Source organism: Bacillus sp. FSL W8-0183 (assembly GCF_038006825.1).
Classification (GTDB): Bacteria; Bacillota; Bacilli; order Bacillales; family Bacillaceae; genus Bacillus; species Bacillus altitudinis.
The window spans coordinates 458,352-472,972 of the sequence record NZ_JBBOVY010000001.1 but is presented as its reverse complement, the minus strand read 5'-3'; the positions used below and the strand labels follow the sequence as shown (position 1 = coordinate 472,972).

2 protein-coding genes are annotated in these 14,621 nt (G+C 45.4%); both read right to left on the bottom strand.

Annotated features, from left to right (window positions below):
• Positions 1–45: 45 nt before the first annotated feature.
• On the bottom strand, positions 46–3,879 hold the full coding sequence (locus tag NSQ64_RS02520; RefSeq protein WP_341014875.1) for a non-ribosomal peptide synthetase: 3,834 nt from the start codon (positions 3,877–3,879) through the stop codon (positions 46–48).
• Positions 3,880–3,923: 44 nt separating this feature from the next.
• Positions 3,924–14,618 carry a non-ribosomal peptide synthetase gene (locus NSQ64_RS02515; protein ID WP_341014873.1) on the bottom strand — a complete coding sequence of 3,565 codons (10,695 nt, stop codon included), beginning with the start codon at positions 14,616–14,618 and terminating at the stop codon, positions 3,924–3,926.
• Positions 14,619–14,621: the final 3 nt, after the last annotated feature.

Genomic DNA, 14,621 nt, shown 5'->3' with positions numbered 1-14,621 from the left:
TTTGTTAGGCAGGACTGCAAGGCTGCATCCTGCCTAATCTAAAGTTTACAAGACTCGTTCTCTATTTGTTTGATTGACAATATGTTTGATCAGCTTTGCATTTTGAGCTGCACATTCTTTATGTTTGAACATATCAGCATGCCGGCCATAGCCTTGGTATTGGGTAAAAGATCCGGCCGTTGCCTGTGTCCACTCTTCCATCCAGTCCGGGATCGCTATTTGTTCTTCAGATTGGATGAACGTAATATCTGCCTGTATTTTGCCTTGATTCACCCCCTTAACAAACGTTTCATAGTAGGCGCGCGTCTTTTGGGCAAGCGCTTCTTGAACGATCTCCCCTTGAGCAAGTTCGCTTTGTTTCGTTTGATGAACAATCGCTTCAATATCATCATCAATGGATCGCCCTTCTAAATCACTTTCTCCAATTTTCTTATAGGAATCGATCATGATGACCTTCTCGACTGTCCGCCCTACTTGTTCTAGCGCTTGAACAAGCTCAAAGGCGAGGTAACATCCGCCTGAGTACCCCATCAACGTCAGCGGCCCTTTTGGCTGAAGGTGCTGAATATGCTGAACGTACTGCGCCATTCGGTTATTCGTTTCAATAAAATCAAAGGCGATCAACCGGACATCATCAAGCGTTTTTGCTGCTTCCTGATAGATAAAGCCGTAGCCTGGTAACGGCGGAAGAGCAAAGACTGTTGATGTTTGAGATTCATTGAATACAAGATAGCCAGCGGTTTCCCCGTCCTGATGCTGAATATAATGACTAAGCGCTTCAATCGTCGGGGTCTCAAACAACAAATGGATCGGCACCTGAACCTCAAACTCCTTTGATACTTTGGACAAAAGAGACATCGCTTTTAAAGAATGTCCGCCAAGCTCAAAGAAATGGTCATCTGTGCTAATATCTTCTCGTTCAAGTACTTCCCGCCACATCACCAACAGCTTTTGTTCCACTTCATTTGCGGGCAGTTTCACACGGCGGTTTCCTTGCGGCGCCTCTGGTTTTGGTAGCTGGCGTTTATCAACCTTCCCGTTTGGCGTAAGTGGGAGGTTCTCCAGTTCAATCAGCTCATGAGGCAGCATATAAGCTGGAAGACGCTCTTTCAGCCTTGATTTGATATCATCGAGTTTGCCTTTCCATGCATCATCACACGTGATATAGGCAAGCAGCCTTGTATGATTGGTTTCATCATGATCCGCTAGGATTACAGCTTGTTTTACACCTGGGTGCATGAGAAGGTTGGCTTCAATTTCGGTCAGTTCAATTCGGTGTCCTCGAATTTTTACCTGATCATCAACTCTGCCTGCATACTCAATCAGACCGTCTTCTCGAAAGTAAGCTAAATCCCCTGTGCGATACAGGCGCTCACCCGAAGCGAAAGGATGAGGAATAAACACTTGTTTTGTCAGATCAGGACGATTCAAATATCCTTTTGCCAGTCCTTTGCCGCTCAGACAAAGCTCTCCAACCATTCCAATCGGCTGAAGCTGCCTGTGCTCACTTAATATATAAGCGCCCGTCTGGTTGAGCGGCTTCCCAATTGGAATAGAATGTGCCTCTAAAGGGATCGCTTCATCTATCGGATAATATGTGGCAAAAACCGTTGATTCGGTTGGTCCGTATACGTTCAACAATCTGCCTTTTCCCATCACATCAAAGGCTTTTCTCACATGCTGAACCGATGCCCTCTCTCCCCCAAACAGCACCTTACGCACACCGCGCATCCAATCTGTTCCTTCATCAACGAGAAGATGGAATAAAGCGGTTGGAACAAACATGACAGAAATATGCTCTCCTTTTATCAGCTCAGTGAGCTTCCCCATATCTAAAATGGTTTCTTTTTGCGGCAGGACAAGCTTTGCTCCGTTTAAAAGCGCACCATATACATCAAATGTAAAGCCATCAAATACACTATTTGATAACGACAGCAATGTATCTGTTTCTAAAATAGTTAAGTAATTCGTATTTTTGACCACCCGGGCAATATTGGAATGGGTCGTCATGATGCCTTTTGGCTGTCCGGTTGTTCCAGATGTATACATGATGTATGCCGTATCATCTAAACCGGCTTCAAGTGGCAGATTCTCTGAGCTCATCAGTAAAATTTCTTGGTCATCTGCAAAAAGATACGTGCCATCAAATGCGAGTGACCTCGTCTGACTGATAAAGGATGAATGAGTCAGAAGATGCGTCGCTCCGCTGTCTTTCAGCATATATTGGATACGGCTTTCTGGATAATCTGGATCAATCGGCACATAGGTGGCACCTGCTTTTAAGACAGCGAGTAAGCTGACAATGAGTTCAGGTGTCCGCTCTGCTAAAATGGCGGTCACCGTTTGATGTTCGACCCCATTTTTTTGCAAATGCCTTGCCAGTCGATTGGCTTGTTCGTTCAGCTCCGCATATGTCATCGTGTGATCACCTGCTGATAATGCCACTGCATTCGGCTGTTTTCGAACATTATGTTCAAACCACTTTGTCAAATAAAGCTGATCATGCTCCAGCTCAGGTGCATTCCATTCCTCTAACATTCGCTGCTTTTCCTGCTTAGTCACAAGTGTCAGTGTATGAACTGACTGATCTGGATGTTTGATGGTCCCTTTGATCAAAAGGGTCAGCTGATCCTTTAATTTATGGACAAATGCAGGATCAAATGCACGCTGATTAAAGGCCAGCTTCAGCTGCAATTGTTCCCCAGGTGATGCAAGTAAATTGAGATCATAGTTCGATTTTTCATAGACATTCATGTCTTCTACTGTAAAGCCAAGCAGTGACTCCTGCTCGTCTTTCTTTGCAGCAGGGACATTCTCAAACACCACAATATGATCAATGAGCTGCTGCTGACCTGCTTTAGCCTGAATATCATAAATCGGGATATATTGGTGCGGTTCAGCCGCTAAAGACTGCTGCTGCGTCTCTGATAATAGAGAACGGAACGTCATTTGGTCTGTCAGCTGAATTCGTCTTGGAATGACATTAATGAACAATCCCACCATCCGGTCTACACCAGCCAAATCTGCCGGACGTCCTGACACAACCGTTCCAAACAACACATCGTTTGAGCGCTGATACCTGCTGAGTAAGATAGACCAAACCGATTGAAGCGCACTACTTAACGTGGCATTCTGCTGCAAGGCTAACTCTGATAAAGCAGCTGTTTCTTCTTTACTCATGGCCCATTCGATTTCGCCTAATTCATGCTCATTTGTTTGCTTTCGCTGTTCTTTAAAAGTCGATTGCCCCTCAAAGCCCGCCAAAGATTGCGTCCAATACTCAAGTGAGGCTTGTTTATCTTGTTTTTCCAGCCATTGAATATATTCTTTATATGGCTTGACTGGCTCCAGCCTGTAAGGGATGTCATGCAAAAGTGCATGATAAATCGCAAACAATTCCTGCACAACTAGACCAAAACACCAGCCATCTAGAAGGATATGGTGATAGCTCCATATCCAGCGATAGCTTGAAGGACCCGTTTGAAAAACAGAGGCCCGCATGAGCAGATCCTTCGAGAGATCAAATCCTCTCAGCTGATCCTTTTGTTTAAAACGATCGATACGTTCAAGCTGTTCACTTTCAGAAAGATCCTGTATGTCCACAATATCAAGCTGGAAAGGTCGATTCTTTAATACAACTTGGACAGGACGCTTCACTTTTTCGTGGAGGAACACGGTACGAAAAATATCGTACCGTTCCACGATGATATTCATGCTTTTCTCAAGCAGATCAGACCGAAGTGTCCCCTTCACGTTCATATCCATTTGTTCTACATAAAAGCCTTTTTCTTGATGATGGAGGGTATGAAACAGCATTCCTTCTTGCATCGGTGACAGATAGTACATATCTTGAACTTGATCCCTTTTAAATTGACTCATCTATTTCATTCCTCCTTTCCTTTTTCATGACTGATCTAGTGGTGTTAAGTCAATTTCTCCTCGAGCATGTCAAAGATATCGTCCATTTCATCCATTTCAAGGTCTGTAACCGAGAAGTCACTTGGCGTAAATTCTCGCTCTTGATGCGCTAAGCAATGAGTGATGATGAATCTGATTTTCTCCTTCAACAATGCGATGAACTGCTGTATCGTTTGTTCTTCATATTCACTTGCACAATATGAGCACGACAGAATGAATTGATTGTGCTGAACAAGACCGCTGAGGTTCAGCTTATAAACAGCTTCTGATTCAGGGCTTGCTTGACGGCCCATATCATAGGTTGAGGGCCCAAAGAGTTCTGTCGTCACTTCCTGATCAATCTGCCCGAGATAGTTCAAGCTGATTTCAGGCTGCACGTGTTTGACTGACGGTTCGGATGGTGTCATGTATTTTAAAATACCGTAACCAATCCCTTTATTCGGTACACGCCGCAGCATCTCTTTCGTTCCTTTGATAGCGTCTGCAATGGTCTGATTCGGTTTCGCTTCAAGAACGACTGGATACATGCTCGTAAACCAGCCAACTGTGCGGGATATATCTAATCCTGATAAAATATCCTCTCTTCCATGACCTTCAAGCTGTACATGTACATGAGATTGTCCTGTCCATTCCTGAACGGCCAGCCCGAGCGCACATAGAAGAATATCATTCATTTCTGTTGTGTACGGAAGATGGATATTCGTTAACAGATGCTCGGTTTCTGCTTCTGTCAGCTGCATTTTGACCGCTTTCGTATCCGCGACTTTTCTTTCTTTTACTTCATGGTCAACAGGTAAAGTCGTAAACGGTCTATTTTCAATCGCTGCCCAATACTCCTTCTGGTTTTTTAGCAGCTGTGACTGCGCGTATCGTTCAACCGCTTCTGCCCATTCTTTGAAAGAGTGCGTTTTTGGCGGCAGAACCATCGTTTCTCCTTTTTCTGCCTGATGATAAAGAGACATAAAGTCTTCTAGTAAAATCCGGCAAGAAACGCCGTCAATCACAAGATGATGTGTGATGATGAGTAAGTGATCACCGTTTTCTGTATGGAAACAAATCACTTTCATCAATGGACCTTTTTCAAGATTCAGTTGACGCTGATACTCATTGGCGTATGTGGAAATCGCCTGTTTCACATCTTGCGCTTTTGAAACATCACAAGAAATAATTGAAAATGGTTCTGTCAGCTCCCGCTGATTGTATTGCAGAATGTCATCATGCTCCTGTCTGAACACCATGCGCAGTGCATCATGATGTGAGAGTAGTCTTTGCAGAACTTGTTCTGTGACAGCCAAGTCAAACCCTTTTGGCGCATGAAGCATCATTGATAGATTCCAGTGGTGCTGGTGATCAAATTTACGTTCAAAGAACCAGCGCTGAATCGGTGTTAAAATGACTTCCCCTTCCACAGGTGATTGATCAGCTGTGAGAAGATCCGCTTCTTCGATATATGGGCGAAGCTCCGCAATCGTTGGGTATTGGAAAAGCAGTTTCATATCGAGCTTCCAGCCTTCTTGCGTGAGTCTGCTTGCCATTTGGATGCCTTTAATCGAATCTCCGCCAAGGAAGAAGAAGTGGTCGTGAATACCAACTTGGCTGACGCCAAGCACATCTTCCCAAATGCCGCAAAGCAGTGCTTCCACTTCATCTCTTGGCGCTTCGTATGCTGTTTGATTCGCTTCCACATCAGGTGCTGGCAGTGCTTTGAGATCCACTTTGCCATTTGCCGTCATCGGCAGTTGGTCTAGCTTGATGATCCATGATGGCACCATATATTCAGGCAAGGTGCGCTTTAAGCTTTCTTTCAAAATGGCCGCTTCTTCATCTGTGATGACGTAAGCGACAAGAGCGTCTTGACCACTTGCGTCTTTGACCGTTGTCACGACGGCTTCTTTCACTTCATTTAGCGCAAGGAGCTGCGCTTCAATTTCTGATAGCTCAATCCGGAATCCGCGGATGTTCACTTGATGGTCTTTTCTACCGAGATAGATCAGTTCGCCATCCTCTGTCCACTTCACCAAGTCGCCTGTACGATACATGCGCTCTCCAGGATAAAACGGATCTGGGACAAACCGTTTGTCCGTTTCCTCTGGGAGATTCCAGTAACCTCTTGCCAGTCCTTTCCCCGCAATCACGAGCTCACCCGGTACGCCTTGCGGCGAGAGGTCATATAACGAACCCATAATGTAAAAACGAGTATTGGCAATCGCTGTTCCGATAGGAAGCGTGCCTTGATCTGGATCAATGATCCCGCTTGTCGCCACGACCGTATTTTCTGTTGGGCCGTAGTTATTGACGAGTTTGTATGGAACGGGCTTCACCTGCTTTAACTTGTCCCCGCCTGTCAGTAAGTAACGGAGAGAATGATTGTCCATCGACATAAACTGCTCACATAGCTGTGTTGGCAGGAACGCAATGGTAATGCCTTCGTCATTGAAATACGTATTGAGCTTGATCATATCGAGGCGAATCGCTTCGTCGATGATATGGAGCTCTGCGCCGGCCATCCACGTCGGGAACATCTCCCAAATGGAGGCATCAAAGCCAAAGCCGGCATATTTGGCGGTTCGGTCTTGTTTCGTCACCTGGAAAGCATCATTGTGCCAGAAAGCAAGATTGACAAGAGACTGATGCTCGACCATGACACCCTTCGGCTGTCCAGTCGTTCCAGATGTGTAAATCATATAAGCGAGATCTGTTGGTTTGATAGGAACCTGAATCTCGTGTGCTTCTCCTTCTACTGCCTCTTCTATGAAGAGGGTATGACCTGTGAATGAAGGTGGTGCAGTGAGCCCTTTCTGAATCAGAAGGACCTCTGCCCCGCAATCTTCAAGCATATAAGCAATGCGCTGCGCTGGATAATCGGCATCAATCGGCACAAATGCCGCACCTGCCTTGAGAACTCCGAGAACAGCGGCTGTCATCTCAAGCGATGGACGTGTGAGAATGCCAATGCGGTCTCCCGGTTTTGTGCCGGTGGACATAAGTCTTGCGGCGACTGTATTCGCCCGGTTGTTCAGTTCTTCATACGTCCAGCTTGTGCCGCAGAGAGTTGCGGCTTTTTGATCAGGTACTTCCTGTGACTTCGCCTCAATCAATGCATGAACCGTTTGATCTGTCGGGACATTTAGATAAGGGCCCGACCAATCATCAAGCAGATGTCGCTCTTCTTCTTTTGTTAAGATGGAGATGGTTGAGATCGACTGATTCAATTTCGCAAGCATTTCGTCTATGACTCGCTCAAAATATTGACTCCATCGCTGAATGGTACTCTTTTTAAATAATGCCGCTGCATATTCAAAGCGCAAGCCCACTTGATCTTGTTCCTCAAAGACACCGAGCGTTAAATCAAATTTTGCCTGAACGGCTTCTTGCTGTTTGTGCGAAAGCGTAAGTCCATTCAATTCCGGTAACGTCAGATCACGCTCATCCGTTGTCATCATGACACTAAACAACGGGTTGCGGCTCGTGTCTTTCGGAAGGTCTAACTGCGCGACCAAATCCTCAAATGGGAATCCTTGATGTTCATAAGCTGATAGATTGTGATCTCTTATTTTTTCTAGCAGATGCTCTGCAGTTTCTTCTAACTGAACGTCATGTCGAAGGGCCAGTGTATTCACAAACATGCCCGGAATCCGTTCGATTGACGCATGTGTACGTCCAGCCGTTACAGCCCCTATGACGATCTCATGCTGCCCAGTCAATTTATGAAGGAGAATGGCAAAGGCCGTTTGCATCACCATGTTCAAGCTCACATTTTTTTCAGCCATGAGCACTTTGATATGCTGCGCCTTTTCAGCAGACAGCCATCTATCAACCCGATCTCCTGCAAATGACTGCACACTAGGCCGAGGGAAATCAAGCGGAAGTGCCAAGTCTTCTGGCGGCTGTGCATATTGCTCCAGCCAATACTGCCGCTGTTTTTCAAGTGCTGCTTGCTGCTCTTCCTCTTGCTGCCATACCGCATAATCCTTGTAGTGCAACTGAACTGGCGGTAACATCTTATGCTCATACAACTCCGCTAATTCTTGAATAAGCAGACTGCGTGTCACTCCGTCTGCGATGATATGGTGCATATCCATCATGAACACATATTTGTCATCAGACAGCTTTGCCACTTTCGCTCTCATTAGAGGTGCTTGATGTAATGAGAATGGTGTCATGAAGTTATCTACGACGGATTGTACCTGATCGCTTTCTACTTCAACCATCTGTAACGTAAACGGCACACGGCGATAGATTTTTTGGACGGGACTGCCATCAATTTCAACAAAGGCTGTCCGCAATGACTCATGTCTATCAATTAAAGCTTGAATCGCTCCTTCTAGCTGCTTCAGATCAAGGTTTCCTTCCATCATGAAAACGGCTGGCATATGGTAGGTGACGGATTCTGGATGCAACTGCTGTAATACGTACATTCGCTTTTGTGCGGAAGAGACTGGATAGAAATCTTGCTTTTCCGCTGGCTGAATGGATGTGACGAGCGAAGCATCAGCTTCTTCCAAATAGGCAGCTATCGCCCGTATCGTTGGCTTTTCAAAAAGAACCTTGAGTGGAACATGCTGATTCAGTTTGGCTTGCATTTTCGAAATGAGCACCATGCCTTTCAGAGAATGCCCGCCTAATTCAAAGAAATGGTCATCAATGCCGACTTTTTCAATTTCAAGAACATCTGACCACATATCACAAAGCGTCTGCTCAAGCGCCGTTTCTGGTGCTACGTGTGCCGTGCGGTTCATATGTGCCTCATGAGGAAGCGGCAGAGATTTTGCATCTACTTTTCCGTTTTGTGTCAGCGGCATATGATCCACTTTGACAAAATAAGTAGGAATCATGTAATCCGGTAGTGTCTCTGAAAGCTTTTCTCTAAATGTCAGCGTTCCAATGTGATCAGGTGCTGTATAATATAACGCCAGCTCCGGTAAACGAGTTGTGGTGATCACTTTGACATATACTTTTTGAATGGAAGAAAGGGCACGTGCGGCATGCTCAATTTCTTGTTTCTCAATTCGATAGCCGCGAATTTTCACTTGATCATCTACTCTTCCAAGGAATTCAATCTCTCCATTTGTATGCTGTCTGACCAAATCTCCCGTTCGATACATCCGCTCTTGAGGGAAATAAGGATTTTCAAGAAAACGCTCTGCTGTTAATTTAGGCTGATTCAAATAACCTCTTGAAACACCATCACCTGAAATGTAGAGCTCACCCGGTGCGCCATAAGGAACAAGGCGCTGCTCGCGATTGCATACGAGCGCTCTTGTATGAGCAATAGGCTTTCCGATGATAGAACGCTCCTTTAAAGCGTCCAGCTCATGCGGTGTCATTAGCTTGCTCACTGTACCAATCGTTGTTTCTGTCGGACCGTAATGGTTCATCACTGCAACGCATGGATGCTGCTTCATAAATGTCTCAACATCTTCAGAGACAATCGGTTCTCCTCCCAATACCACAAGCCGTAAAGCGTCAAATGTATGACCCTTCGAATCTGCCATCATATGAAATAAGGATGGTGTCATTTTGATATAAGTCAGCTCTTGTTCATCAATAAAACGCATGAGACGTACAGGGTCTGTATACACGTCTTCATGAGGAATATAGAGTGTCCCGCCTGCTTTTAGAACCGGGAAAATGCTTGTGTAACCAAGGTCGTATGCATAAGAAGACAGGAGTGCCGTTCGATCGCATTCTTGTAAAGTCACTTCATGTGTCAACCAATTGACGTAGTGTGATAGATTACGATGCGTGAGCTGTACACCCTTTGGCTTCCCTGTTGTTCCAGATGTGTAAATCACATAAGCCAGTTGATCAACCGATACGTCTGGCAGGTCTAGAGAATCGTTTCGTTGGACGGCTTTCTCCACATGTACGACCTGAATCGACTTGAGATGCTGATACGAATCGCCAAGAGACTCATTTGCCACGATGACTTTTGCCCCTGAATCTTTTAATGTGTAACGAATACGTTCCGCAGGAAAAGCTGGATCAATTGGTACAAATGCACCGCCTGCTTTCATTACACCTAGCATGGAGACAATGACATAGACAGAGCGATCAAGAATAAGTGCGACTGTGCTTTCTTTCTCTACGCCTTGCATCTTCAGCTCACTGCAAAGAGCATTGGACATGTGATCTAGTTCACGGTAGGTCAGCTTCCTTTCACCATCCATCACCGCAATGGCATCAGGCGTTTCCATGGCTTGACGTGAAAATTGCACATGGTACGGCTCATGTTGACCTGTTTGTTCCCCATCCCTTTTCTCCAGCCGCTCCATTTGCTCATGCTGATCCAAGAGGTTGAATAAGCCAATTTGTTCATTCGGATGCTGGACCGCCTCACGAATAATCGCAAGAAGATGTGTTCCGAACCGGCGGATGGTTTCCTCTTTAAATAATGCCGTTGCATAGTCTAGGCTTAGTTTTATTTCTCCCTCACGTTCAAATGCTTCTAGAGACAGATCAAATTTGACGGATCGGTGCTGCATTGCATAAGGCGAAATGTTCAGATCGCCGAGCTTTAGTGCAGGAACATCCATGTTCTGCATATTAAACGAAACACTAAAGAGCGGGCTTCGGGTTGTATCACGATCAAGCGGTAGACGCGCGATTAACTCTTCGAGCGGATAGCTTTGATGTGCAAAAGCATCTACACTCGTTTCTTTTATTTCTTCAAGCAGCTGTAAAAATGACTTTGTTTGTTCCGGTTTCCCGCGCATCGCAATGGTATTGATGAACATCCCCGGCATGTCCTGAATATCTGGATGTGTTCGTCCCGCAACAGGAGATCCGACAATGATATCTTCCTGTCCGCTGTAGGATGCGAGCAGCACTTGAAATGCAGATAACAAGAACATGTACAGCGTCGTATCTGTTTTCTTGAGCAGCTCATGAATACGCTGAGTTGTCGCTTGATCACAGCCAAACATCACTCGTTCTCCAGAAAAATCACGTTCCACTGGACGCGGAAAGTCTGTCGGCAAATCTAAAACCGGTACATCTCCTTGGAATTGCTTCAGCCAATACGCTTCATGCACACGCTGTTTCTCTGTTTCTTCTTCACTTAACTGCCAGACAGCGTAATCTTTATAATGAATGGCTCTTTCTGCAAGTGCCTCTCCATCATAGGCTTTCGCCAAATCCTGAATGAACGTCTTCATGGAGCTGCCATCTGTAATCAGATGATGTGCTTCCAGAACTAATAGATGACGATCATGACTCACTTTGAGCAGCTGTGCCCGCAGGAGGGGAGCGGCTGTCAAATCAAACGGCGCCTGACGTTCAGCAAGAAATGCCTCGGCCTCTTCTTCCTTTACATCATGGATGGGGAGGTCAAATGCCGCTCGTTCATGTACCCTTTGGACGATGTTCTCGCCTTTCATATGAAAACTCGTTCTTAAGATTTCATGCGTTTGAATCAACTCATCAAATGCTGAGGTGAGCCGCTGATGATCGAGCGTACCCTCAAGCGTTAAGACGATCGGAATATGATAGTTCGTACTCTTAGGTTCAAGTGTTTGTAAAATGTATAAGCGCCGCTGAGCTGGTGACACTGGATAGTTCTCCGCCTTCGCTGCGGGTAAGATCGGATGTCCTTGTTCTTCTTGACCGTCCTGGTCAATGTATGACGCAAGCGATCGAACCGTTGGCTTTTCGAATATCACTTGAATCGGAACTTCCTTTTGGAACACTTCTTGGATTTTGGCTGACATCATCATTGCTTTGAGTGAATGTCCGCCAGTCATGAAGAAATGCTCATCTATTCCCACCGTTTTCCCAAGCAGTTCCTCCCAAATTTGAGCAAGCGCCTTTTCCGTCTCGGTTTCAGGTGGAATGATCCTGATTTCTTCACGATCAGCTTCGTCAGGCGTTGGTAAAGCTTTTCGATCGACCTTTCCGTTTGCGGTAAGCGGAAAAGCATCTAGCTTCATGACGTGATGAGGTACCATATATGCTGGCAGTGCTTGATTAAATAGAGCCCGCACTTCTTCTTCCGTGATCGTTCCCGTATAGTAAGCGGTCATTTCTTTTTCATCTGAAGGAGACGCATGGATGAGCACAACCGCATCATCGATCCCCGCCTCTTGTTGAAGAATCGTTTCAATTTCACCGAGCTCAATACGGAAACCACGGATTTTCACTTGATCATCTGTCCGTCCGAGGAATTCGATTTGACCATTTGAACCGTACCTAGCCAAATCTCCTGTTCGATACAAACGCCCTTCTGCCTTGAAAGGATCAGCGATAAATGCTTGCTTTGTTAATTCTGGACGATGGAGATATCCTCTTGAGACACCGTCTCCGCCAACATACAGCTCTCCTGGCGCGCCAATTGGCTGAAGTCTTTGATTGTCATCTAAAATGTAAGCGGACGAATGATTGATCGGCTGACCAATTGGAATCGTGCCCGTTTCATCCCCTCTCACCTCATAAATGGTCGAGATGGTGGTGTTTTCTGTTGGGCCGTACGCATTCAGTAAAACAAGTGATGGATGATTTTTCTTCACAAGCTCTGCACTTTTCACATTGATCACATCACCGCCTGTGATCAATTTGGACAATCCTTTAAACATATGCGGTCGCTGCTGAGCAAGTTGATTAAACAAACCTGTCGTTAAAAAGAGCGCCGAGATTTGATTCGTTTGGATAAAGCGTTCAAACCGGTTGATGTCCAATAACGTGTCACGGTCAACAGGATAAAGCGTTGCACCGTTCAGCAGTGTGGTGAAAATTTCAAAAGTAATGGCATCAAAGCTGACTGCTCCTGTATGTGCCATACGATCCGACTTGTTCAAGCCCAGTGCCTCCTGAGAACATGCCAATCTGACAATATGTTGATGCTCAATTTGAACACCTTTTGGCTGGCCGGTTGACCCCGACGTGTACATGATATACGCCAATTGCGAAGGAGAGGTCTCGACTTCGAATGGTCCGTTGGAATGATTCGATATGTCCGACACACGAACGGCTTGGATACTTTCATGAACTGGCGGCTGGCTGTCCGCATAGAGCAAAACGGATGCGCCGCTGTCTTCAAGCATAAAGCGGATTCTCTCCTCTGGCTGGGCTGGATCAATTGGTACATAAGCAGCCCCTGCTTGAAGAATCGCTAAAATGGCGATCACTGCTTCAGCAGATCGATTCATATACACTGCGACGGCATCTTCTTGTTTCACTCCGCTATCAATCAAATATCCCGCAACACGATGGATTTCTTGGCCGAGTTCTTCATAGGTGAATGCCCGCTCTCCTTCGACTAACGCCAGATGATCTGGCTGCGTTTGAATGCATTCTTTAAGAAGCTCAGGAATAGACAGATGCTTTGGATAATCTCGTTCTGTCTTGTTCCATGCTTCAATCTGCTGTTTTTCTTCTTCAGTGATACACGTCACGTCATGAAGGCGAACTTCCGGATTCTCGATGATCTGCTTCATGAGGTTGGTCAGGTGTTTCGATATTTTTTCAATGACCTCTTCTTCAAAAGCCACCGCATTGTATTTGATTTTCAATGTCCATGTTTCACCTGGATATACGAGGACATTTAGATCGAAATTCGTTTGTTCAAATCCGTCTTTTACATCAATGGAAAACCCTAGACGTTCCGACATGGTGTCACCAGATAGCTCTTGATCTAAAGGATAGTTCTCAAACCCGACCAAGTGATCGAAGAGTTGTCCTCCTGCAGCTGTCTGTTGCTGAATGTCATAAAGCGGCATAAAATCATAGTTTTCCGCTTCCAGCGCATGCTGCTGAACTTTTTGAAACAGCTGTTTGAAGGTGTCTTCCTGATTCATTTCTACCCTGACCGGTATTGTATTGATAAAAAGTCCTGCCATCTGCTCTATCCCAGCCACACTTGGCGGCCTGCCAGATACGACTGTTCCGAAAGTGACATCATGTGCCGCATGGTAAGTGCCTAAAAGAACCGACCAAACAGCCTGGAATAGATTTGGTGCTGTCACTTGGCAATTCCTTGCGATCTCTTGAATGGTGCTGACCATTTCAGCATCCCATGTGAACGTCCATTCCTGATGGTCATATTGTCCGTTCGCTTCTTTTTGCTGCAAAAGCCCTTGATGCTGAATCGCACCATCTAAGCGATCCTTCCAATAGCCTTCCGCTGCTTGTTGATTTTGCTTGCCAAGCCACTGAATATAATCTGCATAAGGTTTTCCTTGTGAGCGATCCGGCGTTTTGCCGTTCCGATAAGATTCGTAGTAATGAAACAATTTGTTCATCAAAACTCCCATGGACCAACCATCCATGATGATGTGATGGTTGCTCCAAATGAGATGCCAGTTTGTTTCATTCAGTTGAAAAACAGCGACCTTCAATAACAAATCATTCGTTAAATGGAAGCCTTGCTTTCTCACTTGCTTTTTATATTGATCTAGTACCTTTTGCTGTTCCTGATGGTTCAGGTGAGATAGATTCTCTCTATACACATCTAGATTGCGCTCTGCCAGTACAACCTGTCGAGGCTTCTGTAATTGCTGATAGACAAAGGCTGTACGGAGAATGTCATATGTGCCGATGAGCTCATTGAGACTTTTTTCAAAAAGATCGAGATCAAACTCCCCTCTTATTCCAAGCTCCAGCTGTGTGAAATAAGAGGACGAATTAGGGTCTAGCATGGCATGATATAACATGCCTTCTTGCATTGGTGTTAAAGGATATACCTTTTGAATCTTCTGTTTGCTCATAGT